The 26,576-nt window shown below is 43.1% G+C and carries 18 protein-coding genes and 2 tRNA genes; 8 read left to right on the forward strand and 12 right to left on the reverse strand.

Annotation, left to right across the window (positions count from 1 at the left end):
* Positions 1–146 precede the first annotated feature (146 nt).
* The 3 genes from mutS to ACKWCA_RS00675 all read left to right on the forward strand — a co-directional run bounded on the left by mutS (position 147) and on the right by ACKWCA_RS00675 (position 3,145).
* Entirely contained in the window at positions 147–2,765 is a 2,619-nt protein-coding gene (gene mutS, locus ACKWCA_RS00665; RefSeq protein WP_413977103.1) for a DNA mismatch repair protein MutS, read from the forward strand.
* Positions 2,766–2,904: 139 nt separating this feature from the next.
* A tRNA-Gly gene (locus tag ACKWCA_RS00670) sits at positions 2,905–2,980 on the forward strand.
* A gap of 81 nt (positions 2,981–3,061) precedes the next feature.
* A tRNA-Leu gene (locus ACKWCA_RS00675) sits at positions 3,062–3,145 on the forward strand.
* 112 nt (positions 3,146–3,257) lie between these two features.
* Here the strand turns inward: ACKWCA_RS00675 and ACKWCA_RS00680 are convergent.
* The gene (locus ACKWCA_RS00680) at positions 3,258–3,542 is read right to left on the reverse strand and encodes a hypothetical protein (protein WP_413976207.1); all 285 of its coding nucleotides are present in this window, start codon (positions 3,540–3,542) and stop codon (positions 3,258–3,260) included.
* A 175-nt stretch (positions 3,543–3,717) separates the two neighbouring features.
* Positions 3,718–4,500: a prohibitin family protein gene (locus tag ACKWCA_RS00685; protein WP_413976208.1), complete on the reverse strand. Its 783-nt coding sequence runs from the start codon at positions 4,498–4,500 to the stop codon at positions 3,718–3,720.
* A gap of 580 nt (positions 4,501–5,080) precedes the next feature.
* Between ACKWCA_RS00685 and ACKWCA_RS00690 the strand changes: the two genes are divergently transcribed.
* Both ACKWCA_RS00690 and ACKWCA_RS00695 read left to right on the forward strand, forming a co-directional pair.
* A complete protein-coding gene (locus tag ACKWCA_RS00690; RefSeq protein ID WP_413976209.1) occupies positions 5,081–5,557 on the forward strand; it encodes a nuclear transport factor 2 family protein in 477 nt (158 codons plus the stop codon).
* A gap of 70 nt (positions 5,558–5,627) precedes the next feature.
* Positions 5,628–6,521 carry a DUF5694 domain-containing protein gene (locus tag ACKWCA_RS00695; RefSeq protein ID WP_413976210.1) on the forward strand — a complete coding sequence of 298 codons (894 nt, stop codon included), beginning with the start codon at positions 5,628–5,630 and terminating at the stop codon, positions 6,519–6,521.
* A 204-nt stretch (positions 6,522–6,725) separates the two neighbouring features.
* On the opposite strand, the gene ACKWCA_RS00700 is transcribed toward ACKWCA_RS00695, so the two are convergent.
* The 3 genes from ACKWCA_RS00700 to ACKWCA_RS00710 all read right to left on the reverse strand — a co-directional run bounded on the left by ACKWCA_RS00700 (position 6,726) and on the right by ACKWCA_RS00710 (position 11,713).
* Positions 6,726–7,961, reverse strand: a complete 1,236-nt coding sequence (locus tag ACKWCA_RS00700; RefSeq protein WP_413976211.1) for a hypothetical protein — start codon at positions 7,959–7,961, stop codon at positions 6,726–6,728.
* Between the two features lie 87 nt (positions 7,962–8,048).
* Positions 8,049–11,312 carry a PKD domain-containing protein gene (locus ACKWCA_RS00705; protein ID WP_413976212.1) on the reverse strand — a complete coding sequence of 1,088 codons (3,264 nt, stop codon included), beginning with the start codon at positions 11,310–11,312 and terminating at the stop codon, positions 8,049–8,051.
* A gap of 233 nt (positions 11,313–11,545) precedes the next feature.
* Complete coding sequence (locus ACKWCA_RS00710) at positions 11,546–11,713, reverse strand: hypothetical protein (RefSeq protein WP_413976213.1); 168 nt, start codon at positions 11,711–11,713, stop codon at positions 11,546–11,548.
* A 395-nt stretch (positions 11,714–12,108) separates the two neighbouring features.
* On the opposite strand from ACKWCA_RS00710, the gene ACKWCA_RS00715 reads away from it, so the two are divergent.
* The 3 genes from ACKWCA_RS00715 (at position 12,109) to ACKWCA_RS00725 (ending at position 15,062) form a co-directional block, all read left to right on the forward strand.
* Positions 12,109–12,891: a polysaccharide biosynthesis/export family protein gene (locus ACKWCA_RS00715; protein WP_413976214.1), complete on the forward strand. Its 783-nt coding sequence runs from the start codon at positions 12,109–12,111 to the stop codon at positions 12,889–12,891.
* A gap of 234 nt (positions 12,892–13,125) precedes the next feature.
* Positions 13,126–13,758 carry a SanA/YdcF family protein gene (locus tag ACKWCA_RS00720; RefSeq protein WP_413976215.1) on the forward strand — a complete coding sequence of 211 codons (633 nt, stop codon included), beginning with the start codon at positions 13,126–13,128 and terminating at the stop codon, positions 13,756–13,758.
* Between the two features lie 50 nt (positions 13,759–13,808).
* Entirely contained in the window at positions 13,809–15,062 is a 1,254-nt protein-coding gene (locus ACKWCA_RS00725; protein WP_413976216.1) for an NRAMP family divalent metal transporter, read from the forward strand.
* 42 nt (positions 15,063–15,104) lie between these two features.
* Here ACKWCA_RS00725 and ACKWCA_RS00730 read toward each other — a convergent pair whose 3' ends face one another.
* From ACKWCA_RS00730 to ACKWCA_RS00760, 7 genes are all read right to left on the reverse strand, one after another.
* Positions 15,105–17,042: an OmpA family protein gene (locus ACKWCA_RS00730; protein ID WP_413976217.1), complete on the reverse strand. Its 1,938-nt coding sequence runs from the start codon at positions 17,040–17,042 to the stop codon at positions 15,105–15,107.
* A 9-nt stretch (positions 17,043–17,051) separates the two neighbouring features.
* Positions 17,052–18,047, reverse strand: a complete 996-nt coding sequence (locus ACKWCA_RS00735; RefSeq protein WP_413976218.1) for a PorP/SprF family type IX secretion system membrane protein — start codon at positions 18,045–18,047, stop codon at positions 17,052–17,054.
* An 8-nt stretch (positions 18,048–18,055) separates the two neighbouring features.
* The gene (locus ACKWCA_RS00740; protein ID WP_413976219.1) at positions 18,056–21,712 is read right to left on the reverse strand and encodes a T9SS type B sorting domain-containing protein; all 3,657 of its coding nucleotides are present in this window, start codon (positions 21,710–21,712) and stop codon (positions 18,056–18,058) included.
* A gap of 163 nt (positions 21,713–21,875) precedes the next feature.
* On the reverse strand, positions 21,876–22,760 hold the full coding sequence (gene fabD / locus ACKWCA_RS00745) for an ACP S-malonyltransferase (RefSeq protein ID WP_413976220.1): 885 nt from the start codon (positions 22,758–22,760) through the stop codon (positions 21,876–21,878).
* Positions 22,761–22,901: 141 nt separating this feature from the next.
* Positions 22,902–23,420, reverse strand: a complete 519-nt coding sequence (locus tag ACKWCA_RS00750; RefSeq protein ID WP_413976221.1) for a gamma carbonic anhydrase family protein — start codon at positions 23,418–23,420, stop codon at positions 22,902–22,904.
* Between the two features lie 21 nt (positions 23,421–23,441).
* Positions 23,442–24,170, reverse strand: coding sequence for a LytR/AlgR family response regulator transcription factor (locus ACKWCA_RS00755; RefSeq protein ID WP_413976222.1), 729 nt, complete (start codon positions 24,168–24,170; stop codon positions 23,442–23,444).
* A 3-nt stretch (positions 24,171–24,173) separates the two neighbouring features.
* Positions 24,174–26,393: a tetratricopeptide repeat-containing sensor histidine kinase gene (locus tag ACKWCA_RS00760; RefSeq protein WP_413976223.1), complete on the reverse strand. Its 2,220-nt coding sequence runs from the start codon at positions 26,391–26,393 to the stop codon at positions 24,174–24,176.
* Between the last annotated feature and the right edge of the window lie 183 nt (positions 26,394–26,576).

The raw sequence follows: 26,576 nt of genomic DNA on the forward strand, positions 1-26,576 counted from the left end.
CCTAAATAAGCTCTCACACCGCAACTTCTTCCTCTAATAGACTTAAAAGTTATCCCCAAAATATCAACAACCATGGAGTTTAATTGGCAAAAATACTACATTCGTTGCAGTTACATTCGGTAACGGAATTCTTTAAAAAACAAGCCTTGGCCAAGACTCAGAAAAAGAAGGTAACCCCTTTAATGCAGCAGTATAATACCATCAAGACCAAATATCCTGATGCGTTATTGTTGTTTCGTGTCGGTGATTTTTATGAGACCTTTGGAGAGGATGCCATTAAGGCCTCCAAAATTCTGGGCATTATATTAACGCACCGGAACAACGGCGGTGACCGTACAGAATTAGCAGGTTTTCCGCACCATTCGTTGAATACTTATTTGCCCAAACTGGTCAAGGCTGGGCAACGGGTCGCGATCTGTGATCAACTGGAAGACCCGAAAATGACGAAGACCATTGTCAAGCGGGGCGTCACCGAACTGGTCACTCCCGGGGTAGCCATGAATGATGATATACTTCATGCCAAAACCAATAATTTTCTCTGTGCCGTTCATTTCGGTCGTAAATCGGTCGGTATTTCATTCGTTGATATTTCCACAGGTGAATTCCTAACGGCAGAGGGAGGCGAAGAACAGGTGGATAAGCTGCTCCAAAACTTCGCACCTAACGAGGTATTGGTATCCAAAGCGCACAAAAAAGAATTTCTAACGTCTTTCGGAAGTGCTTTTCACACCTTCTTTATGGAAGATTGGGTATTTCAAGAAGACTATGCCCAAGAGACCTTGAACGCCCATTTCAAGACAAAAACGCTAAAAGGTTTCGGAGTCGACCACTTGAAGTGTGGCATTGTCGCATCAGGAGTCGTTTTGCACTACTTATCCGAAACCCAACACAAGCGATTACAACACATCAATGTGCTGCAGCGTATTGCGGAAGAAGAACATATTTGGATGGATCGCTTCACCATAAGAAATCTAGAGCTCTACCAGTCGACCCAGCAAAACGCGGTAACCTTATTGGATGTTATCGATAAGACCATTTCGCCTATGGGTGGTCGCCTGTTGAAAAGATGGCTTGCGCTGCCCTTAAAGAATATCGAAAAGATCAATAGGCGTCATGAAATCATTTCCCATTTGATTTCAGATGAGACCTTACAGCAAAAACTTCAACATCATATCAAGCAAATCGGCGACCTCGAACGTCTGATTTCAAAAACGGCAACGGGCAAAATCAATCCGAAAGAAGTCGTTCAGTTAAAAAATTCCCTAGAGGCCATCGTACCGATAAAAAGTCTGAACGGGCATTCGGAATGTGAGGCCTTACAGTTGATTTCAGATCGGCTGCATAGCTGTGACCTGCTCCGCGCCAGGGTAAAGGAAATGCTTAGCGAAGAGGCCCCCGTTCAGATTTCTAAAGGGAAGACCATTGCCGATGGGTATTCCGAGGAGCTGGACGAACTACGGCAACTGGCTTTTTCAGGTAAGGATTACCTCAACAAAATGTTAGCGCGAGAAACCGAACGCACCGGAATCACATCTTTGAAAATAGCTTCGAACAATGTTTTCGGGTATTATATCGAGGTACGGAACACCCACAAAGACAAAGTACCTGAAGAGTGGATCCGCAAACAGACCTTGGTTAGCGCAGAACGCTATATCACGGAGGAGCTCAAGGAGTACGAAGCCAAGATTTTAGGAGCCGAAGAACGTATTCAAAGTTTGGAACAACAGCTGTTCGCGCAATTGGTACTGTGGATGCAAGAATACATCACACCTGTTCAGCACAATGCCCATCTCATCGCCCAACTCGATTGCCTGTGTGGCTTTACCCAATTGGCAAAGGACCATGCCTATGTTGCGCCCGAGATGAACGATTCAACTGAAATCGACATACGCAATGGACGGCACCCGGTTATCGAAAAGCAACTGCCGCTCGGCGAGGAATACATCGCCAATGACGTGGTCTTAAACCGAGATCATCAACAGATCATTATGATTACTGGGCCCAATATGAGTGGTAAGTCCGCCATATTGCGACAAACCGCCCTAATCGTGCTCATGGCCCAAATGGGAAGTTTCGTGCCCGCGGAATCTGCGAAGATCGGCTATGTCGATAAAATATTCACACGCGTCGGCGCCAGTGATAATATCTCTATGGGCGAATCGACCTTTATGGTCGAAATGAACGAAACGGCTTCGATTTTGAACAACCTTTCCGAGCGTAGCTTGGTATTACTTGATGAAATAGGCAGAGGCACGAGCACCTATGATGGCATATCTATCGCTTGGGCGATTTCGGAATACCTGCACGAACATCCTGCACGTGCCAAGACCTTATTCGCAACGCATTATCATGAGTTAAACGAAATGAGCAGCACTTTCGAACGGATCAAGAACTACAATGTCTCGGTCAAGGAGTTGAAAGACACCGTACTTTTTCTTCGAAAATTAACTCCGGGCGGAAGTGAACATAGCTTCGGTATTCACGTGGCCAAAATGGCGGGCATGCCACAGCAGGTCATTCATAAGGCGAATAAGATCCTAAAGAAACTGGAAAAATCACATTCCAGTGAAGAACTGACCGATAAACTACAATCCGTTCAAAACGAGATGCAGCTTAGTTTCTTCAATTTGGACGACCCATTACTCGAAGAAATCAAAGAAGAAATCACCCATTTGGATATCAATACCCTCACTCCGGTAGAGGCATTGATGAAACTCAATGAAATCAAGCGTTTGCTCACCAAGAACAAGAAAGCGACGTCGTGATGAAGATTCCCGTTTCTACAACTAAATGCTTTGTCGTATTTCGTTAAAATTTTCTTTGCCTTTTATAGAATTGTATTAAATTTGCACCTGCCTAATGGCAGACGATTACGCATCAACAGGATGTGAAGTTCTTTATCTTGCGAAAATAGCTCAGTTGGTAGAGCGCCACCTTGCCAAGGTGGAGGTCGCGGGTTCGAATCCCGTTTTTCGCTCCATTTCGACTCCGCTCGGCTTCGGCTACGATCAGCCGGCACAAGTGGAGTTTTTTATTTTATGCCGTGTCCTACGGCAGGTTCGCTCGAGTGGTGGAATTGGTAGACACGTTGGACTTAAAATCCAATGGCCATTAGGCCGTGCGGGTTCAAGTCCCGCCTCGAGTACAGAAAAAGCCAAGATTTAAGATCTTGGCTTTTTAATTTACCGCGAAGACTATCAATAATCAGTCACTGTCTGCCTCATTTTAAACTGTGGCAAACGCACGTATCACCATTCTCATTTTTTTACATATTCGATATTGACCGTAGCCTCTATTTTTAAGGAATATCCGTCATCACGAGCCTTTATAATTGATTCGATTACCGATTTTCTTGCCTCTTTCAGTTCGCCAATTCTATGCTCGGCTCTCATCAATCTAAGGTCATCCGCGTCGTTTATGAGCAGTTTTTGAAGGTTGTGGAACTTGATTTTATCTGCGATAAGCGATAACAGCACATCGGCAGAATCGCCCGGACCGAATTCGCCCTCAACGAGCTTGATCTGGTTACACATTTGTTTCATCGTATGTATGGTTCGGTTTTATTTTTTTACTAACGGCCAAGCACCTTGACTATAGCCGATAGCATGCTCCAACTACCAGAAAAAACCGTTCCATCGAGGTTTCCTAGAGGAGCACCTACCTCAACTCAAGGCGCAATCATTATCCAACTTCTATTTAATCGTTACCATGTATTCCCTATTTTATACTAGGTTCTATCAATAAGGGCGTTTTACCGTCGGTAATAATGACTTTGCTGTTCTGGGAACGTGAAAGCTCTCGAAAGGCTTCGATGCTTCTAATCTGTATCAACTTATCGGTCAATCCTTCTGATAGTATTTGTTGTGCATCTCGTTCGCCCTCCGCTTCTATAATCTTTCGATCAGCCTCTAATTTGGCCTGTTGTAGAATAAACTCCATTCGCATCGCGTCTTGCTCGGCCTGTAATTTGCGTTCTATGGAATTTGCCAAACCGCTGGGCAACTGAATACTCTTCATCAAAACAGCAATGAGTTCAATACCATCGGCCTGTTTACTTAGGTTCTCCTCCATTTTAATCTTGATTTCCTCTTCTATCTTTGCCCGCATGCCGGAGTGCATATCCTTTGCATAGAACTTCGCACAAACATCGGAAGATGCCGATCTGAATACACTGGTAATTATGGATTCATAGCCCTGTCCTAAATTTTCCAGAACAGAGGGGATTTTGTTTTGCTCCAAACGGTAGAGAATGGAAATTTCAGAATTCACACTTAACCCTTCTTTACTAGGCAAACTCAACATAAGTTTGATGTTATTGGTTTGTGTAGACTCCTTGAGTACTTTACTTATCAAGGGGTTATACGATACCGTACCTTGAGTAATTACCTCATCTGAAAACTTCCCTAGTGTTCGTTTGACCCCCGCCTCTCCGGGCCGTATAACTACACAGCTAGTGGATAGCAGAAGAATTGCCCCTAAAACTAAAAATTCCTTTTTCATCTTGTTTTGTTTTATGTTCGTACATGTCTTGGTATACAACTATACTTTAAAAAGGATTTTCAATACGTGGTCGGTTTTATACTATTAAAGCGTAATCCTCGGCTAAACCTTCGACTGTGTTTTTTTAGGACTTCCCATCCTTATGACGACCTAATTATATCGCCAAGTCCTACTACTTCAAGTCACTTTATGCAGGCGGTAAGCTTTTCTTCCCTTATGAAAACGGACTGATGTCCAAGGATACACTATTTCATTATTCCTTAAAACTACCATTAATAATTCATAAAATATTATTTATATATATTATAATATACATTAACACTATTAATATATAAAAGGATTTTGAAAATTCCGAAGGACCTTTATCTCTACCGATTATACTTCCCCTTGTTTTAAAAAAGTTGTTTTTAACAGCCATCTCAATACAATATAGGGCCGGGAATTTATAAGGATTAGCGAGAAATGTTTAGCTTTATTAAAGATTTTTGCAGTTCAGGATTCCGCTAAGAATTAACCTAGCTGCATCGAAAAACATTAAAAAACGCCTTATCAAGCCCTCTCTTAAAATCAACACAGACAAATGAATTTTTTTAAAACATGCCTCATACTCGGTAGCGCTTGTTATTTTTTAAGCTGTCAAGATGTGAAGGTTTCCAACAAAGAAACAGAACCGGCCGAACAAAATTTATTAGATGTGATTGCACAATTCAACACCGCTTTTCGCAATGGAAATGTTGCCTCTCTTTCATCCATGATAACCGAAAACTATACGCATACCAACAGTACTTCGAAAGCCATTGGAAAGGCCGATTGGCTCAATTATATGAGCAAAAGAGAAGCGGACATCGTTTCGGGAAATCTCGCAGTCATTGATTACAAGATGGATGACGTTGAAATTCAATACTTCGGAAAGACGGCCATAGTCACCGGAAAAGTTGTGGTATCGACTCGGGAAAAAGAGGAATTACGAATAAACGAATATCGAATCACCAATGTTTGGGTAAATAAAAACGGGAATTGGAAAAGAGCCGGGTTTCATGACTCAAAAATAAAATAGTCAGGCAACTTTTGATACTCTTCTTTCGTCTATAGGGATATACTGTGCTTTCATTTTTAAAACCGTACCTATGAAAAGCCCCCTAGCTTTATTCATTTTGTTTCTAATAGCATCATGCGTTCCTAAAAAGAAGGAAAAAACCCTTCAAAACGCCCAGAGCGATTTTCAAAAAATACTAGCGGCCTACCCCACCATCGACAGTACCGCCCAACATCAGGTGCTAACGTTTGGCACCTTTCATTTCGATCGATCAAGAGATGGAAGCGACGTCGTCGCCAAGGAGCATATAGATATCTCCAAAGACGCAAATCAAAAAGAACTAGGTGCTATTGTCGATCTACTAAGCACCTTTAGGCCCGATAAGATTGCCGTGGAATGGAAACCGACCCATCAAAAAACGATGGACTCTTTGTATACGCAGTACCTCAATGGAAATTATAGTTTGGAAAAACATGAAACCTTTCAAATAGGTTTTAGACTTGCCAAGAGACTTGGTCACACTAAAGTCTATTGTATTGACAACAACCCTCCTTTTCCGGAATACATCAATGCAATTGATGATTGGGAAACGTATGCCGATAGTCTAGGCCACTTAAGGTTATGGAGCACTTATGACATCGAAAACAAAAGATTGAACACATTTATGGATACGATTCAAAGGCATCTCAGCGTCAATGCGTATCTAAAAATGATAAATTCAAAGAAACATTCAAAAAGACAAAAACAACTTTGGACTACCGGACTTGTAAATGTTGGTTACGAGGGGCCATACCTCGGAGCTGATGTTGTTGCCCGATGGTATCGAAGAAATATCCGTCTGTTTGCGAATGCTAAAAACCTCGTAACAACTAATGAGAACTTACTGATCATCTATGGCGGGGCCCACAAATGGATTTTAGATGAGCTATTCGAAGCGACTCCTGATTTTCAAGTGGTTCAGTTCAATCAGCTACAAGAAAATTAAGTATCGCGAACATCGAATACGCAACAATCAATCCGGAAATATGAAGTCTCCGATTATCTCCGAACCAACTACCCGCAGAGACAGATATGAGAAAGCCGATGAATACTACACTAAAAAACTCAGCACTTTAATTCGACATATCAAAAAAAGGTCCGAGCAATTGCCCAGACCTTAGTATATGCAAATGTTATATTATTTACCTTTTTATTCTTCCAAAGAGTCTACATAGGCATTGATCAGCGCAATACCTTCATCATGTTTCAAGCTCGTACCGATCAGCGGCATAAAATACCCTGAGATTTGAGTGTTCATACGGTCTTTGATTTGAATCCGTTTTTCAAATATATTGCTTTCCTCGAACGGTGTTTCATAGGTGAATTGAAAACTATCACCAAAATCTTGATTGTAAGAGCCTCCTGTTTGATGGCAATGCGCACAATTCACATCTAGATAGGCTCTTGCCCGCTCTTCTAAAGATAAGGTCTCATCTGACCAGTCTGGCAGTACTGGAATTTGGGAAATGTCGGGTGCACCCGTTAATAGCTCGTTATCCATGAAAAACTGTAATATGTTCTGGCCCTTGTGCTCAAAATTAAGTACGCGGGCTTTGGGTCCAATAGGCTTGATCTCGCCTTCGTTATTATGGCATTGTATACACATCGTGTTTGATGGCACCACATAATCTACAGACCTCCCAGCGCCGGCGTCATCAATCCAATTAACTTCAAGTTGGTGAATATCATCGTCTAAAACGGCGTCGGTCTGATCTTCATTCCAAAAGTAATTTCGAACCAGCCACACGCCTTCTTTCTTAATCAAGACCCTGGTCTCAATAATCTTCTTTCCAAGGGATGGGTCTCTTTCATCATTGAGATAGTAAAATGTTTTAGCCATAATGGTATTGTCAGGAAACCCGAGCATACCTCCACCTGAATAGGTCAATTGCTCTCCATCAGGAATTGCCACAACCCTCAATTTATGGGCATAATCGGTAAAAAGCGGCGTACTCATACTATACTCGTAGGTATTGTCACCATATTCAAAATCGGCCAGGGCACCTTTAAATAGTTTCAGTTCCGAAAGATTTGGCAAAAACTCAGGAATGGCCAGAAAACGTTCTACAGGATCTCCATACGGATTACTATCTTGAGAAAGTTCGTCTCCATTATTCATTCCATCACTGTCGCAATCCCCACTCAGCCACAGAAGGTTCAATGCATCATACGCAGTATATCCAAAATCATGCGGAGGATCACAAGGGTCATTTCTATCGGTGCCATCCAAAACCTCCTGACTATCGAAAATTCCATCACCATCGGTATCAATATCATAATCCTCGAAAGCTTGTGGATCATCTGAATCACAGGAATAAAGGGCTGCACACAAGATGGCAACCACAAAAACCAAAGTTGCTTTTAAAAGATGTTTCTTTTCCATCATATACTGTTATAGCTTTTTACTTGCAAAGGTACCTTATAGCTAGTACGAGCACTTCATCTTTATAGATGTATTGTTCCATTTTATCGATTAATGGTTCACAACAAGGTTTATGGTGATTCGATCACCACTAGCCATTTCAAAGCCTAAATAATAGATTTCGTCGGAATTAAGACCCGCAATCGGAACCTCATACAATCCACTTGCTACGATATCTCCCCCCTTATGTGTCGCGACCAGTCGTCCTGCGCTATCGTGCACATATATTTTTGCCACCTTACTCACGCCGGGGCCTTTGTCAATGATTCGTACTTGGGCGACCTTGTCCGCCGGGTTTACTAAAAGCATCCCCACCACGTCACTCTTACCCGCCTCGCCAACAACGATGGTTACGGTCTGCGTGTTGCTAAGCCCTTCTCCATCCGCTACGGTCAAGGACACCACATATGTTCCTGCGGTCACGAAAGTATGTGTCGGTGCTGTTTCGGTCGAGGTCGGTGAGCCATCGCCAAAATCCCACAGATAGCTTTCGACTGCCACATCATCGGTCGAACTCGCAGCATCAAAAATCACTTCAAGAGGAGCATTTCCATTTTCGGGCGTCGCATTGATAATGGCAACAGGTGCTTCATTACCGGCTACGATTGTTACTGTTGTCGAATTGGTCAACCCCTCGCCATCTTCAACGGTAAGTTCTACTTGATAGGTACCCGCTGTTGTAAACGTATGTGTCGGATTCGGCTCGGTCACGACAGTTGAACCGTCTTTGAAATCCCAAAGGTAGCTCACAACGGCGACATCATCGGTTGAACCATCACCGGTAAAACTTACTTGCAAGGGTAGGGCACCATTCTCCGGGCTTGCCGTAGCTATTGCGACTGGAGCCTGATTTCCCGGTGTACTTGCAGTAATGGAAATTGTTGTGGTATCGGAGAATCCGCCTGCATCTTCAACTGTCAATTCTACATCATAGGTTCCTGCCACTGTAAAGGTATGCGTTGGATTGGTCGTATTCGAAGTTGGAGAACCATCTTTGAAATCCCATAAATAATTGACCACCGCCACGTCATCGGTAGAAGTATCCCCAGTAAAGGCCACCTCCAACGGTATATCCCCGTTGAGCGGTGTAGCGCTTGCCACAGCGGTGGGCCCTATATTATTAGCCAAAATTTCTATGGCCGAAACCTTGGCTTGATCCACTCCTCCGTTTGCTGCCAAAGCAGAAAAATTCAAATCAAGATTTCCATCCGTAACGGTTATGTTAAAGGTTTTTGCCACTGGAGTTTCCGAACCCACGTCAGCTATAATATCATAATCATCCAGTATAAGATTACCTTCGATGCTTACATCAAAAATTCGAGAACCGGCTCCTCCTGCTCCACCTCCGGTAGCCCCCCAAAAAATCTCGGCAAAATGCAAAACCACATCATAATTTCCATCAGGAACGGGAATCTCATAATCAAATGCGGGTTGAGAATTGGTACGCTCAGTTTCAAATAAGGTAGGTACTGTCGCGCTGGTATTGCTAAATGTAATCCCCCCGACAAAATACTGATCCGTTAGGAAGAGGTCTCCGTTGTGTGTTACTTCAGGACCTCCCGCATTTATCCGGAACGGAAAAGTCACTCCATCTGGCTCCAGAGGTTCAAAGACCACAATTTTACCATTTAATGTTCCGGCCCATATGGTACCCGGAAAGATCTCATCATCTCCGTTACAAGTAATCCCTAATGCATTTCCCCCTATTCCATCTTCAAAAACGGGAGTGAAATTATCTAGAGTACCATCAGGTTTAAGCTCAACCCTTCGAAGTTGACCGAGACTTGAACCGGCCAACAGATTTCCTTTCATGGCTCCGTCAAAAGTGGATGCCGTATACTCATCTATACCATTCGTATTCGTTTCCCAAGTGGTAATGGGATCATCATTGGGTCCATCAGGATTAGGTACACCCGGACCACGCCAGTCACCTTCGACCGGATTAGCGGTCGGAACCGGTGGCCAGTTTGCTGGTAAAGCCAAACCGGTGTTATCAGTGGAACCTGTAGTCGATTCATCCGGATCATATGTTTGGGTTCTAAAAACAGCTCCGGAAGTACCTATTAGTGCTGGAGCCGTATACAGGCCTGCACCGGTCGGATTGGCACGTGTAGGGTTCGGATGCCCCCCGTAAAAACTCCCAAAAGTATAGGTGTCCTTATTGGTAGTAATCAATTGTAAGTGATCCTTATTATTTACAAACTCACCATCCGCTGCGGCGGTTGATGCCTTACCCCCTGTTTCGTTTGGGTCATAGTTATTGGTCACGGCTCCGCTTCCTTCATTGATCGGAAATCCTCCCCAACCACCATTGGCTCCATTATCACTGGCATAAACCGCTCCATTTTCGGTAATCACCAAATCATAAGGATTCCTGAACCCCGGAGCGAATATTTGTACGGGACCCCCGCTAACGACCATCGCTTGGTTCAAGCCGTCATTTCCTCCAAAAGGGTCATTCACATCAATTCCGTCATATGCAGGATTATTGGGATCGGTAATACCATTCACATTGTCTCGAGTAGGATCGTCGAGCGTAGGAAGGTCATAAATATAGTCCCGACCATTGTCATCTAGTATGGGCATGGCCTCCAATGCAGTCAAATCAACTGATAAGATGGAGGCGGACAACGCATACTCACAAATCATGGAAAAATTTATTGATGGAGATCCGGCATTGGCGTGACCTCCTTGGGCAACAATTAAATAGTCGATACCCCCGATAGTTGTAAATTCAAGACCATTAGTAGCATGGTTCTCTTCCGACCTAGGCAATCCCCTGACCATATCAACGGCATCCCATGAAGTCCCGTTCCAAGTGAGGCGGGTAATAATTCCCGAATTCGTATCTAAGTTTAAATCTCCGAAACCACCATTTGGGCCGGATCCTATTCGGAAATCACTTGAAGTTACATACAGGATTGGATTAGCGGCTGTTCCTACAACCACCAAGCCCGTTGCTTCCCGACTATTGCAATCGTTCGTAGTACCGCTGCACGGTTTTCCATCATCATCATGGTTCGGTATACTCTGCACTGCGGTAATTTCTTCTTTTGCGGTAACCACGTAATTATTATCCCCATTCTTCTGAACGGTCAGCACATAAACTTCGCCCGGATAACTCAATACATAAAGACGACCATCGGGTCCGTAGGTCAGGGAGGTTACCAAGGGAGCAGGGCCAAACCCCGCAAAATCAAGATCACTTTTGGTGAAATCTATTTGGGCACTTACTGGATTAAATGCCAGACTTAAGAATAGACAAAAAAAAGTCACCATAGCCCACTTAAAGAGCGAGGAGTAAAAAATTCTCATGGTCAAGTGTATTATTTATAGCAATTCTTCATCGTGTTGGAATTTTTGAAAAACACGCCAACTTTAAAGAACGACAAAATTAGTATTTTACAAACTCCAAAAACATGATGTTTGTCATAAAATCATAATTTGCATAAAACAGTGTCGTTCAATTCTCCCTCCTATTCAGCAGAACGGAGAAATAGTAATACTATTTTATGAGTTGGTCTATTTAGGTGTTTAAATTGCTAGTCTCAAAAATACCCATCATAAAGGGCTAAATTGAATTTATTCGCTGATATCACCAAGAATACCGCTGAGGAACGAAAACTGAAAACCCAATCGGTCAGCAGGCTATTCATATTGAAGTGAAGCCCTAGGCATATACGAGCGGTCAAGACCAAAGCCAACGTTTTATCCATAGCCCTAGTCGATCGAAAAATCATCTGATTTCGCGCAATAAAACGCATTGACTTCTTTGAACTTCAAATAGACTTTTAACAATCGACATGGGTCTCGATAAGCGCTTTAGTCCATCGTTCTTCAAAGCACTTTTGCTTTCATCCGCTCCGTTAAGAAACAGTCGAAAAATGCATCTTAACGGATATACGTGTCAAATACGGTCTTTTTCATTAAGTATGAGGGATTTGTGCTACATTTACCCCTCACTAACTAAATTATACTTCTATCGATTATTGTGATTTCAACTGAAGCTACTGGTATTAACCAGAAACAAATACTGCTCTAGATTCCTAAAAGTCAAGAGGTTGGATCAATCAATTTCACGGTAATCATCTGCACCTTTATCTGATAAATTATGAATAAAAAAAGTTTCCTCATCGGTTTGACGTTATGTAGTGTCGTGCTACTTTCTTCATGTGGCACCCCTAAAAATTCTATCTACTTTAATAACGTAACGAGTAAGAGTTTCAAAACAAACGTAGAGCAACTGGAGTCCATTATACAGAAAAACGATTTATTGAGCATTACGGTTAGCAGCGTCAATACAGAGGCTACGGCGCTCTTCAACCAGCAGGCAATAGATGGTGCTCAAATGACGGACAACGGGAGTGGCACCAGTAACCTTTCCGGTTATTTAGTGGATCAAGATGGGTATGTGAATTTTCCGGTTTTGGGGAATATCATAGCAGCAGGACGTTCAAAAAAAGAGCTCCGTGATGATATCACCAAGAAATTGGTCGACGAAAAATTGTTGATCAATCCTATCGTAGATATCCGATACCTGAATTACAAAGTATCGATTCTAGGGGAAGTCAAGAATCCAGCCGTACTGACGATTCCCAATGAAAAAATATCCCTACTAGAGGCTTTAGGACGAGTTGGGGATATCACCATATACGGCAGAAGAGACAATGTGACCTTAATTCGGGAGGAAAACGGAATAAAGCGTATTCGGGAAATCGATTTGACCACAAGTGAAATCTTCAATTCCCCATATTACTATCTGCAGTCGAACGATATTATATATGTACAACCAACGAAAGGGCGAATAGCCGGTTCGCGCGAGGTCAAACAATGGATTCCTGTGATTTTAAGTGCCATATCCTTGGCTATCGTTACGATATCCATCAATAATTGATAGATTATCAGTAGAGGATTGAGATACCAAGCGACACAGACCTAATGTGAGTTGTGAAATTGAGTTTCCTTTGATGGTCATTTATTAAGAACCCTCTTAACTTCGACAGAACCAAAGTTGCCTGCCCCATTACGTCGATTCGACTCGGATTTTTAGAACAACGGTGAAACGATGTGCTTTTGGCAGCGATACATACAGGGTATTTTTCTACCTTTAGCCCACCATCGAACCAAAATGAAGAAGTATTTTAAACTTTTGGGATGGCTATTGGCCATAGCATTCCTTTCCATTCTACTATCCAATTTCGTCATCAGTAGTGCGGCTGAGGGAAAAACCTTTTCCGCGGTGGAAGAGGTGGCGAAGAATCGGGTCGGTCTGGTTCTTGGTACTGCAAAAAACTTAATAGGTGGCCGACCAAATCTGTACTACAGCAATAGAATTTCGGCGACCATAGCCCTATATAAAGCTGGAAAAATCGAGTTTGTTTTGGTCAGTGGTGATAACGGAACGAAATATTATAATGAGCCCAAGACCATTAAAAAAGATCTTATCGCTGGGGGTATCCCAGGTGAAAAGATTTATTTGGATTATGCCGGTTTTCGTACCCTAGACTCCGTTGTTCGCGCAAAAGAGGTCTTTGGTGTTGAGCGTGTTACCGTAATATCCCAGAAGTTCCACAACGAAAGGGCTATCTATCTCGCCGAGAAAAAAGGTCTTACCGCTATTGGTTTCAACGCCAAGGATGTTTCCGGCAATAGCGGACTACGGGTTCATCTTCGTGAATATTTGGCGCGTGTCAAAGTATTTGTTGACTTGGTCTTCAATACGCAGCCCAAGTTCTTTGGAGAAAAGATCAAAATCAAGTAACCGAAGAACGTTACACCAACAAAATGTTTATTTTAGGAGACAAATATCCTATGACAGCTTTCAAAACCTTACTCAAAAACTTAGGTCCCGGCCTTTTATTTGCCAGTATGGCCATTGGCACATCACATCTTGTTCTATCCACTAAAGCCGGAGCACAATATGGGTGGATTATGGCAGTCCCCATTATTCTGGCCAATATCTTCAAATATCCTTTCTTTGAGTTTGGAGTGCGTTATACCAACGTCACCGATAAAACCCTAATTGAAGGGTACCGTAATCGCGGAAAAGGGTATTTATGGTTTTATGCCTTCATCACACTTTTTACCACCTTTACTATTTTGGCCGCTCTCTATACTGTGACGGCCGGACTATTCATTAATCTATTCAAAGTTCAGGGTATCGAACTTTCATATATTGCGCTGGCCTTATTTGTGCTTATCAGTGCGCTTTTGATTGTTGGCCGCTATAGATTTCTTGAGGTTTCCTTGAAATTCGTTGTCACCATTCTCTTTGCGGCTCTCATTATTACTACGGTCTTGGTCGTTTATAAAGGACAGGTAAGTACTGTATCCGATTTCACTCCTACCCCTATTTTCGAAAATGCCAGTATTCTCTTTCTTATTAGTCTTATGGGCTGGATGCCCACTACGGTAGAGGCTTCGAGCTGGGTAAGTCTTTGGAGTATCGAAAAATGGAAAACACAACAACAAAAACCTTCATTAAAAGAATCACTTCATGAATTTAATATAGGGTATTTTATGACGGCCATCTTGGCCCTGTTTTTCTTGATTATCGGATGGTTTACGCTTTATGGCACCAACACCGAGTTAAGTGGCAACTCCGTAATCTTTGCCGACCAAGTCGTTCAATTGTTCACGACACATATCGGGTCTTGGGCCTATCTTTTTATTGCTATCTCGGCATTTGCGACCATGTTCAGTACGTGTATGACCGCCCATGATGCCGTATCAAGAGTGAGTTTGGATATTATAGATCTACTTTCTCCTAAAATACAACTCTCAGGCAAAAAGATTTTCTTCGCTTTGGCAGTACTCATTTTAGCGGCGATCAATTACGTCGTCATAGCTGCCTTTTCTGCCAATATGGGCAAACTAGTGGCCTTAGCTACATTCGTATCTTTCGTTGTAGCACCTATTATTGGTTATATGAACCTCAAAAACGTGATGAGTGAAGATGTGCACCCGAATGATAGGCCAAAGCCGTGGCTGCGCATTCTGACCTATATGGGCATCGTTTTCTTAAGTTTCTTTTCGTTGTACTATCTCTACTTAGAGGTGTTGTAGTGCACACAAAAGCAATCAGAAACAAATGAATACTGTAACTGCTTACTTGAGTTCATCGTAATTGGAGACCACAAAAAGTGTTCGCATATTTTGTTCATGCAAGAAATCAAGACAATACACCCCATTGGTACAATTGTTCATGATTCGCTCTTCACCATAACCCACGGCACTTCGCACGTTTGAAGACGACATTCCTCTCTTGAGTAGGTAGTCTTTTATGGCATCGGCCCGATTTTGGGAAATTCTTTTATTTGAACTATTGCTTCCCCTGCTATCGGTATGGGTCTCGATTTCGATCTGAAGTTGCGGGAATCTTGCTACCGCGTCGGCTACTTTATCCAATTCTGTCGCAATGGCGGGCGTAACATCGCTCTTATATCTTGCGAATACAAACTTTCCGATATCCAGAACGTTCTTGCCTTCTACCTCGCTCACTAAGTCATCCAAGGCAACAATTCCCATATTGAACGACCCACCTTGTATTTCTTCCAGCTCAGCGCCGGCGTAAGTCGCCGTGAAAACGGAATGACCCGCTTTGGTACCCTGTACGGTGATTTCCTCTTGCCTTGGTATTTCTACCCTGAAATTACCATCTGTTGAAGTAAAAAGCTCTTTGAGCAACTGTCCATCTTTCCCCACTAATCGGATCTGAGCTTCGGAAATTCCTTGATTCGAAGAAAGGTTGACCACCTTACCCTTAAGTGAGAACGTTTTTAAACCGGGTTTGTTCTTCATTACAAAGCCGTAAATATCATCTTTGCCCAAACCCCCAGGCCGATTGGACGCAAAATACCCAAGGAGACCTTTTTTCTGGTCTTCTCGCATAATCAAACCAAAATCATCAGACGAAGAATTGATCCCTGCACCGATATTGACCGGAATGCTAAAGTCATTATCTGGCTGAAAGTTCGATTTATAGATATCCATCCCCCCCAGTCCGTAAAAAACGTCGGATGAGAAATAAAGACTTCCGTCGTGTATAAAAGGAGCGATTTCATTGCCTGGTGAATTTATCCTAGAACCGAGATTAATAGGTTCTGACATAATCTGACCATTATTGATATATACAAAATAAATATCCGTACCCCCATATCCATCGTCAAAATTAGCGGCAAAATAAAGCTTGCCATTGACATGGTCGAAAAACGGGTAGTAGAATGACGTACTCAAATCGCGCAACAAAAATCGAAAGAAACCACCGTCATATACCATGCCGATTGCAAGCGCATTCTTCCCCTTTTCATCGAAAGAAAGTTGACCTTCTTCGGCATTGGACAGAATATAAAACAAACGTCCCATTTCCTCCGAATAGTATGGGGTCGACTTGTGATACTTAGAATCAGGAATATCAGCAAAGGTATTGGGGTTAAGGATTCTGCCGCTCTCCGCAATCCTTGCCACATAGATATCCAGATAAGATTCTCCAGACGGTCCGTACACCTTTTTTGATTTTTGAGATCTAGAACTGCTAAACAACAATTTGTTCTTATAAAAAGAAGGTGACAGATCAGCTTGCGCACTGTTTCCGTTTGCATTGAACAGGTCTACCTCGGTCTCCGATGGGTTGTCGGTCTCCAGAAGCTGAAAATTGAACTCGGCGTTTTCGAATAGTTCATTGGTGAGCTGATCTCTCTTCGAATTCATAAAAGCTTTGACCCTTTCCGGTTCTGAAGTTTTGGCCAAACTCTGCAACATCATATTAAATCGATTGGCACTAATGATACTATCTTCCTTCTTATTAATATCCAGATAGAGCTTCGTTGCCTTTTTGTAATCTCCTGTTCTGAAATAAGAATCGGCCAAGTTCAGAAGTTGATGGTTCGTAATCAATTTTCCATTGGACATATCTTTTTGATATTCCACAATGGCCTGTTTATAATTATAGCCATAAAAGGCTTTATCGCCCCTTGAGGTTATTTCCTGGGCTTGGGCGTTGCTAGCGACCGCCACAAAAAACAGTATGAATAGCTTAATTCTCATGTTGTCTTGTTAGAAGAATCTAGGTGTATCTATTTGTTTTGGTTTGCCTTTCAACTTCTGGTTTTTAATACCGGTACTCGCTCCACCTTCTCGACCTCCCAAATAAAATTTAAGGATGACCTCATGCGAACCACTATTGAACTCCCCCAACGCATTGGTATTATAGTCGTAGGCGTATCCGATAAAAGTACCGCTACCGATTTGAAAACCGGCTAGACCGCTAAAGGCATTATCTACTCTATAAGAGACCCCAGCAGTGAATCTTTCATTGAACAAAAAATTAGCGGATATATTGGTATTCAGTGGGGAACCATTAATATAATTCAACAAGAAGGCCGGTTTGAACTTGAGCGTTTCAGAAAGGTCAAAAACATAACCGCCGATAAAATTGAACTGTACATTGTCTTCAACAATAGTCGCTACATCATCATTATAAATACCATCGGTCAAAAAATTGGGTATCGATGCGCCCAAATACCAAGTATCTTCCCCATACAAAAAGAGGCCTGCACCTATTGTCGGATAAAATCGATTTATTTTCTCTCTATCTAGTATCGGTTCTCCAGGATTCTCAAAGGTACCCTTTGCAAAATCGACATTCAGAAAAGAGCCACCCACATCCATACCAAAAGATAGTTTTGTATTTTCGGAAACATTGAATTGATAGGAATAGGCCAAATCAACATAGGTTTGGGTAGATGGGCCTATTTGGTCACTGACCACATTGAATCCCATACCCATTTTTTCATTTGAAAAAGGCAGGTTGGTTCCCACTCTTATGGTTCTCGGCGCACCGGGAACGCTTACCCACTGCGCTCTGTACAATGCCATAATCTCCGGTGTTTCGGTGGTGCCCACATAGCCAGGATTAAAGCTTCCGATATTGTACATGTATTGCGTATACTGAGGTTCTTTTTGGGCCTTTGCCAAAAAGATACCGCTACAAAGAAATAATAGCGTCAAGCAACTTTTAAAAGGCAGTTTCGAGTATGTATGGTACGTCATTCCGAGTATCATCTTATCAGCTGTATCCAGCCTTTTTTTGGTTCAGGACCATTTCCTAAATCAATGCTCATAATATAAAAATAAGTACCCCCTGGCGCGTCTTTTCCTTTCCATGAACCATCCCAAACTTCGCTATCGGTCTTCGAATTCGCCTCATAGACCAGATTGCCGTACCTATTGAAAATTTGAACATTATACAAAATGTCCACCTCTTGATTGGTATCACTATCGGTTCTATTTACCTTCAACACATCATTGGTACCGTCCCCGTTCGGCGAAAATTGATTGAATAGAAAGCCTACATCAGCAGGTGTCGGTAGACTTACGTTCACTTCTACGGTAGCTTCATTATTTTCAGGATTGCCATCAGCGGGTGAAGATCTGCGAATTCGGGCCATATTCGTAAATCGACCTTCCGAGGGTACACTGACCCGTATTTGCAGAGTGACCTCTTGCCCTTTCGCCAAACTTTCAATGGACCATATACCCGTAGCAACATCATAATCACCAAACTCGGCTGTATAATCGATGTAGACAAAACCACTGTCTTCAGCGATAATATCCTCTACCTCAATATTGGTGACCGGTAATTCATCAATAGAGGCGTTGGTGATTTTTATTGAAAAAATAACTTCGTCATTGACCAATGGATTGGTACTGACGGCAGTTTTTTCAAGTATCAAATCGATTCCTTCTGGCAATACTATCGGCAGTGTTACCGTCGATTCATTATTCGCCAGGGTTTCGTCCATAGGAAAAGAATCGAGCAGCTCAGCCGTGTTCACATACGTACCTCCTTCTAATATCAGGGCGGTTATTTCCAAGACCGCTTCTTCGGAAGGTAAAATTTCAAGTATTTGCCACTCCCCTGTTAAAGGGTCGTAATCCTCAATTGGGGCTGCATGGGACACATATTCGAACCCACTCTCTAAAAGGTCACCTATAATAATGCTTCTTGCTTTTCGAACGGCATCGGTGTTCCGCACGGTAATCGTAAAGACCACCGTATCTCCGATTTGCGCATCGATATTATCCACTTCTTTTACAACTTCAAGATCAATCGGCGAAGGGTTGCAATTAGGATGATCAGGATTCGGATCACAGGGGTCCAAAGGATCCGTTTCATCGGCGATTTCCTGGCTATCAGGAATATCATCACCGTCACTATCACATACGCCGTTCAGTGTATTTGGGATACACGGATTGGTATTTGCAGGATCTAACTGATCCACGACACCATCCATGTCGGTATCAAGAATATTCGAATCAAGGGCATCGATAATTCCATCTTCGTCCTCATCTAATGGATTCTCTATATCACCACCTACTTCTTCAAGATCACCAATACCATCTCCATCCGTATCGGGATTGTTAGGATCAGTACCTAGAGTTGCTTCAGGGCCATCGAAAAGTCCGTCCAAATCGGAGTCTACATCACAGTCGTTCACCGAAATCGTAATGACCGATGATTCATTCACACAAGGCGCTTGAGCCCCCGTGGTCGTGAAAGTAAACACATAGTCACCATCGGCCCTATCCTCAAAGTCGATAATGTTGTTCGAGGCCACTGCTACACTCTCCCCCGTCGGTCCACTTGTAAATACCCAAATTCCAATATCTTCACCAACAATCAAATCGTCTAGATCCAAAATAGTCGGACCATTGCTGGGATCACTACAGGCGGAAGCATTACCGCCATTCTGGGGAATTCCCGCGGAAGGTTGCGGAATTACGGTTGCCACTACGGCCACTCGCTCAGATTGGCAATCGTTTAAGGTCGCCTCTACCCAAAAGGTCGTTGTTTGGGATACGTTGGTGCTAAAATTCGGGCCTGAAGCCAAAATAATATCGCTAGTCTCGCTTGCAAACCAATTGATGGTCGCATTTAAGGAAACCGCTGCAGTCAAACTAACGGAACCAGGGCCACATCTTGCCTCACCATTTGTAGCGGTAACCGCCGGAACCTGCTTAGAAGAGATTCGCAACGTCGCGGTAGGAGGAGTAAGACATCCACTGGAAACATCTAAATAAAATCCATAATAGGTACCGGGCAATGGGTTTTCCTCTACACTAGAGGGTACGATGCTATTGAGCGGATCCGCTTCGTTAGTGGCCCACTTTAAAGGAAGGTTGCCCGGCGCGGGGCTCGTATTCGGGGCAAAGTCGTTCAGTCTCAAATCGTCAGGTATAGGGCCACAAAAAATACTCTGGAGATCTTCGTCCAAATCAGGCGCAGGAATATCGGCACACAAATCACAATCTTTCACCACGATTGAAATGGTCGTGGACGCGTTTGAACAGGCTCCTTGTGCTCCGGTAGTCGTATAGGTGAATTCGTAGGTGCCCTCCTGTACATTATCAAAATTAACCACATTAGCCCCTGAAATAGCAACTGGCTGTGGATTACTATTTTCCGCAGCCCAATTTCCCGCTGCCTCACCCGTAATCAGATTATCCAAATCAACCGAACGCGGCGTAAACTGATTGGAAGCATTGTTGCAATACTCGTCGATATTCGCAACTGCCGTACCTGCTGAAGGAGTTGCATTTATGGTAATCACCAAAGGGTCTGAGGGATCACTCGTACAAAAAGTTGCACCCGCACCTGCCACGTAAAAGGCATAATAAGTACCTGCCGCTGCTGCAGTTACCCCAGTACCAGAAAGCAGTTGCCCCTCCGTTGGGTTGACCAAGGTACTCCATCTTAAGGTGAAACCAGGTAATATATCAACGTACGTATTCAAATTAACACCTGTTACATCGCAAAGGGAAGTTGGCGTAGCATTGAACTCAGGTTCATCATCGCCTACGCCACAATCATTGTCTTTAATGACGGCCGAACCTATATTGGGACTGCCAACATCGAACAAGGCATCATTACTCGGGGTACCTAGGGTAATGGTTACTTCTTCATCATCCTCTACCTCTGAATCATCTTCTGGCAGAATTCGAATGGTCAATGATGTGGTTCCAGCCGGGAAAGTTAGTGGAGACCCCCCAACAATCGTATAATCAGGAGCTCCTCCTGGATCATCACCTCCGATGATGTAGGGTAAGGTAACATCGGTTCCTGTAGCATTTTCCTTGTCTAGGTCTACTCGAAATTCAGCCTCTCCAACAGCGGTCAACGGGTCTTCCTCTGCGGCATCACCGTCTACGGTAGTTATAGTGAATGTGCCAATGTCCTCACTTTCTATGGTTGCCGTGGCACTCTGACCTAATATGGGTGTAAAATTAAAATTATCGGTGGTAAAGCTTATCAGAGTGATAATAACTGTTTCCGGCAATTCAACTAAGTCATCATCGACGATGCCAGAGAGTATGATATCCGCGGTATTTGTAATCGGGCCAGGAATCGTAACACTACCATTAAGCAGGTTGAGCGAACCCGTCAACGCCGTAAAATCATCGACTGGTGAAGCAGTACCGCTAACTGTATAATTAACAATTATTCCTGGGGAAAGACCAGCAGGCCTAGCAACGGTAAAAGAAGCCGTATTCGGTAAGGTTGGCGCAGTAGTCTCCTCGGCAACAGCATCCGTGGCAACAATTGTTATTTGGCCCCGCGCGACCAAACCAATCAGAAAAAATGCCGCTATGGTAAACCTCTTCAAATACTTGAATAGGTCCGTAGACTTTTTAGATTGTCCTCTTTTCAATTTCATACGCTGTGCAATGAATGCAAAAAATTCACTTTACAGCACGAGTAGATATTATATACGGGCAAAATTTGGGAATCAATATTACTAAAAAAAACGCCTATTACCTTAAATAAAGGTTCAAACATGGGTTTACTAGATGAAATACCGTTTATGTCGTCAAAGGTACTTACGTAAGAATCGCCGAGGTAGTTTCCATGTCTCGGTTTATTTTTTTGACCAAGCCTTGTAAAACCTTTCCAGGGCCGACTTCAGTGAAGTGATTGGCGCCATCTTTTATCATGTTTTGAACACTTTGTGTCCATTTTACAGGAGCGGTTAACTGTGAAATCAGATTTTTTTTGATTTCATCGGAATCACTTATGGCATAGGTGGTCACATTCTGGTAAATTGGACAAGTAGCGGTATTGAAACTGGTTTTCTCAATAGCGGTGGCCAACTCTTCTCGTGCGGGTTCCATTAGGGGCGAATGAAATGCCCCTCCGACGGGAAGGACCAACGCTCTTCGCGCCCCTGCTTCCTTCATTCGCTCACACGCGGTCTCGATCGCCGAAACTTCTCCGGAAATGACCAGTTGTCCGGGACAATTATAATTTGCCGCGACTACAATACCGGGCGTAGCCTTGCAAATCTCCTCGACGCGTTCATCGTCCAAGCCCAATACCGCTGCCATCGCACTTGGCTGCAGCTCACAGGCTTTTTGCATCGCCAAAGCCCTTTGGGACACCAGCTTTAAGCCATCTTCAAAATTCAATACCCCATTGGCCACGAGTGCTGAAAACTCACCCAAGGAATGTCCTGCCACCATATCAGGCTTGAAATTTTCACCCATGACCGCACTTAAAACCACGGAATGCAAAAATATGGCAGGTTGGGTGACTTTGGTTTCCTTTAGTTCTTCAGGAGTACCCTCAAACATAATATCGGTGATGGTAAAACCTAGAATCTCGTTAGCGTCCTCAAACATTTCCTGCGCCTTTGGGTACTTTTCGTATAGGTCTAAGCCCATGCCTACAAATTGGGCGCCTTGACCTGGAAATATATATGCGTTCATATGTGTTGTTTTGAGCGGCAAAAATAAGGAATAAAAATGGCTTGAATCCTACGAAATCAAAGGATTCAGATTTCCTATTAAAGTTGTACGAATTCGTTAATCTCTTAACATTTGAAGGGGCAAAAACCCTACTCTATTGGCTTATTGATCCTCTTTAAACCAACTCGAATATTTAACATAATTATCGGCAATCCGATCAATCTCGCCCGAGCTGAGTTCGGGACTGATATCTTTGATTTTTTTTGCGGGTGTTCCGGCGAAGATACTTCCGGCTGGCACGTGGGTGCCCTTAGTGACTACAGCCCCAGCGGCGATGATACTATTACTTTCAACAATACAGTCATCCATAACAATGCTACCCATGCCGATCAACACATTATCTTTAATCGTGCACCCATGTACTATGGCATTATGGCCTATCGAAACGTTATTACCGATGGTAGTGGGTGATTTCAGGTACGTACAATGGACCACTGCACCATCTTGTACATTTACTTTATCACCCAACTTAATAAAATGCACATCGCCCCGTAAAACGGCATTGAACCATATACTGCACTGCTTTCCCATGCTCACATCGCCTACAATGGTCGCATTTTCAGCGATATAGCAGTCCTCCCCTATTATCGGGGTCTTTCCATTTACCGTCTTAACAATCATATCATCTCTTTTATGAATACTCTAAAAATAGGCAAGTAATTCTTTTTTCTTGGATGCGGAGACCAATAACTCTTTCCCGTTTGAAACGATCACACTGCCTCCTTTCCCCTTTTTGTACTTGACCACCTCATTGACATTGACCAAATACGATTTATGGATTCTAGCAAAGGGAAATTCTGAAAGTGCCTCCTCAAAATACTTTAGGGTCTTGCTCACCAATATCTTTTTTTGTTCCAGGTGGATTTCAGTGTAATTGTCATCCGCTTTGCAGAACACAATATCGGCGACGTCCAAAATTTGAAATCCATCTTGTTGCGGTAATGTAATTTTGCCGGCGACTTGTTTTAACTTGGGTTTTAATACCTGATCCTCAAGCGCATCCTCTTTTTGTCGGATCTCTTTTACGTAGGCCACTGCCTTGATCAATTCATCAATATTTATGGGCTTCATCAAATAATACGCCGCGTGATTGTTAAGGGCATCGATGGCGTAATGGTCGTAGGCGGTGACAAAAACCGTTTCGAATGTGCGATCGGGCAGTTGGTCAAGAAAATCGAAACCGGTTCCAAAGGGCATCTCAACATCCAAAAAAACCAAATCTAGATCGGTACCGGACACAAGCTTTTGCGCCTCCTCAATTGACGCAGCTTCTCCGATCAACGCTACCTCCGGACAATACTTCGTCAAATAGTTGCGTAATATCTCTCTACTATTCGCCTCGTCTTCAACTATAATCGCTTTAAGTGCCATACATTAGTCTTTTTTCAAGGTAAACACCACCTTGGTACCCGAACCATCGGATTCCAGATCGGATATATGCACATCTACCTTGTCTTTATACATATCGTTTAAAATGGCAACTCGCTTTTTGATGTTGCCCATACCTTTTGATTTCTGTTTCTTCTGATTGACCGTTTTCAATTCGGCCGACTTCTTTCTACCGATTCCAGTATCCGAGATGGTCATGGTGACGGTATCTTTATCTTTTTGTTTCAAATGGATTTTCAAATACCCCTTTTCCTTTTTATACCGCAACCCATGCCAAATCGCATTTTCAATATAGGGCTGTAAAAGCATGGGCGGAATTTGAAATGCCGAAACGTCGACATGCTCGTCAATGGTAATTTCATAGTCGAACTTATCGGAAAAACGGGAGTGCTCGAGTTTCACATAAAGCTGTAGGAGCTCTAGTTCCTTGGCAAGAGGGATAAAGTCTTCATCTGAGTTTTCCAAAACCGAGCGCATCAGGGTCGAAAACTCGCTTAAATAGCGATTGGCACTTCGTTCATCGCTCTTTGCGATGTAGTTGTTGACGGAATTAAGTGCATTGAAAATAAAGTGCGGGTTCATTTGTGAGCGCAGTGACTTCAATGCCAACAGATTATTCGCCAATTTTTGCTGCTGATTGCTCCTGTAAAAGAAGAAGGTAGCCAAGGCCAACATAATTACCCCTAGTATCAAGGAATAGATCACCCATTTTTGACGTATGTTGTTTTCCCGAACCAACTCTTGTTCCGTCAAAGCCAGATCATATTTACTTTGGGATAGTTCGCGCTCCTGCTCAAGGCCCGAAATCCGGCTTTGTTTGGCGGAAATCTCTCGATTAAAGCGAGCGGCCCTTGAGATTTCCTGTTCTTTTCGGATATACAAGGTATCGACTACCGAAACGTATGCTTGATAGGTTTCCAAAGCCTTGGTGAAGTCTCCTTTGTACTCATATACTTCGGATAATTTACGGGTAGCATCTTTTTGAACAATTAAATCATCTTCAGTATCCGCCTGTACAATACTCTTTTCGAGATACGGAATCGCCTTTTCATACTGATCTTGGGCAATATAAGCGTTCGCGATTTTATAATTGATGCGTTGTGCCGAGATGGTATCGGGCACTATGGATATGCCCTTGGTCTCTACCTTGGCTTCAGGGAGTTTTTTTAGTTCGTTAAGGCTCCTTTTTCGCAATTCTATTTCCTCATCATATCGCCTTTTTTTGTTGTAAAAGTCGGCTACCTTCTCTTTCTCCTGAATTGCGCGTTGCGGCGCTTGACTTTCCGCTAACTTCAATGAGTTACCATAAAACCCTTCAGCTTCAATGCCACGGTTATCCTTGGCATAGGCATCAGCAATTTTTGAATTTAAATCGGTCATTTTCGGGGCAATCTGACTCTTACGCGCCACGGCCAGCCCTTCTTCATAAAAGTCGACTGCTTTATCGGTTTGTCCCAATCCGGCATAGGCATCTCCAAGACCCTCAAGTAACTGTACGCGTTGAAATGGAACCATACCTTTTACGCCAATTAATGGGAGCAGGGTCGATTCCGCACTGGCATAATCGTTGTTCAATAGGTAGACCTGGCCTAAGAAGATGGTGGTTTTAGTGGACTTTGACGCCTCCAAGGCGTCTAAAAAACTAGTAATGGCGAGATCGTATTGCCCATGATAGCGATACACCTCGCCCAGAACGGTGAGCGAGGCGGCCAATTCCTTTTTATTAGACCGTTTTCCAAGTTGCGCAATGGATTGCGTTATAAAATCAATACTTTTCTCTATGTCTTGTTTTTTATACAGATTGGCCGAATCAAGATAGCTCTGATGCATTGCGACCACATCGGTAACGGAACTACTTTTTGACCTGACCTTTTGTTTTTTAGATAGCTCGGCAGCATCATAATTTTTCACCAAAACATCCACATCTTCATCGGTACGAACGCGATGCCGAATGGTTTCTATTTCCGCACTACTAAAAATCAACACATCGCCAATAGCCACGGAAATCTCATATTCCCCCAAACCATTGGTAATTGTATACGCGCCCCTGTTGGACGAGACCTCGACTCCTGAAATAGGCGTGTGGTTTTCCGCCCCGCGGACCGTTCCCTCTATTCGAACATTTCTTCCGCTTTCGGGCACTTGCGCGATAAGGGTAACGCATCCGATGAAAAAGAAAATCAGTATGTGTTTCAGTTTAGACATCTTACAAACTCTACAACGTAAACTTAGCTGATTTATGAGTTACAAAAAAATCGGTCACTCCCAGAAATAAGCCTTTAATAGACCTTTTCCATCACTTTACGAAATGAAAAATCACGTTTACGCATTGAAAGCGCCTGTTTACTCATTCCTCATTTTTTTAGAAAAAGTTCAAACCTACTTTTA

It is taken from the genome of Maribacter corallii, from assembly GCF_047345415.1.
Taxonomy (GTDB): Bacteria; Bacteroidota; Bacteroidia; order Flavobacteriales; family Flavobacteriaceae; genus Maribacter_C.

What these genes read in the sequence shown, in the direction of transcription:
- ACKWCA_RS00710 (WP_413976213.1), bottom strand. Translation starts at nt 11,713, where the DNA reads ATGGATAAAACGTTGGCTTTGGTCTTGACCGCTCGTATATGCCTAGGG.
- ACKWCA_RS00760 (WP_413976223.1), bottom strand. Translation starts at nt 26,393, where the DNA reads ATGTCTAAACTGAAACACATACTGATTTTCTTTTTCATCGGATGCGTT.
- ACKWCA_RS00740 (WP_413976219.1), bottom strand. Translation starts at nt 21,712, where the DNA reads ATGAAATTGAAAAGAGGACAATCTAAAAAGTCTACGGACCTATTCAAG.
- ACKWCA_RS00680 (WP_413976207.1), bottom strand. Translation starts at nt 3,542, where the DNA reads ATGAAACAAATGTGTAACCAGATCAAGCTCGTTGAGGGCGAATTCGGT.
- ACKWCA_RS00755 (WP_413976222.1), bottom strand. Translation starts at nt 24,170, where the DNA reads ATGGCACTTAAAGCGATTATAGTTGAAGACGAGGCGAATAGTAGAGAG.
- ACKWCA_RS00720 (WP_413976215.1), top strand. Translation starts at nt 13,126, where the DNA reads ATGAAGAAGTATTTTAAACTTTTGGGATGGCTATTGGCCATAGCATTC.
- ACKWCA_RS00725 (WP_413976216.1), top strand. Translation starts at nt 13,809, where the DNA reads ATGACAGCTTTCAAAACCTTACTCAAAAACTTAGGTCCCGGCCTTTTA.
- ACKWCA_RS00685 (WP_413976208.1), bottom strand. Translation starts at nt 4,500, where the DNA reads ATGAAAAAGGAATTTTTAGTTTTAGGGGCAATTCTTCTGCTATCCACT.
- ACKWCA_RS00705 (WP_413976212.1), bottom strand. Translation starts at nt 11,312, where the DNA reads ATGAGAATTTTTTACTCCTCGCTCTTTAAGTGGGCTATGGTGACTTTT.
- ACKWCA_RS00690 (WP_413976209.1), top strand. Translation starts at nt 5,081, where the DNA reads ATGAATTTTTTTAAAACATGCCTCATACTCGGTAGCGCTTGTTATTTT.
- ACKWCA_RS00700 (WP_413976211.1), bottom strand. Translation starts at nt 7,961, where the DNA reads ATGATGGAAAAGAAACATCTTTTAAAAGCAACTTTGGTTTTTGTGGTT.
- ACKWCA_RS00735 (WP_413976218.1), bottom strand. Translation starts at nt 18,047, where the DNA reads ATGACGTACCATACATACTCGAAACTGCCTTTTAAAAGTTGCTTGACG.
- ACKWCA_RS00715 (WP_413976214.1), top strand. Translation starts at nt 12,109, where the DNA reads ATGAATAAAAAAAGTTTCCTCATCGGTTTGACGTTATGTAGTGTCGTG.
- ACKWCA_RS00730 (WP_413976217.1), bottom strand. Translation starts at nt 17,042, where the DNA reads ATGAGAATTAAGCTATTCATACTGTTTTTTGTGGCGGTCGCTAGCAAC.
- fabD (WP_413976220.1), bottom strand. Translation starts at nt 22,760, where the DNA reads ATGAACGCATATATATTTCCAGGTCAAGGCGCCCAATTTGTAGGCATG.
- ACKWCA_RS00750 (WP_413976221.1), bottom strand. Translation starts at nt 23,420, where the DNA reads ATGATTGTTAAGACGGTAAATGGAAAGACCCCGATAATAGGGGAGGAC.
- ACKWCA_RS00695 (WP_413976210.1), top strand. Translation starts at nt 5,628, where the DNA reads ATGAAAAGCCCCCTAGCTTTATTCATTTTGTTTCTAATAGCATCATGC.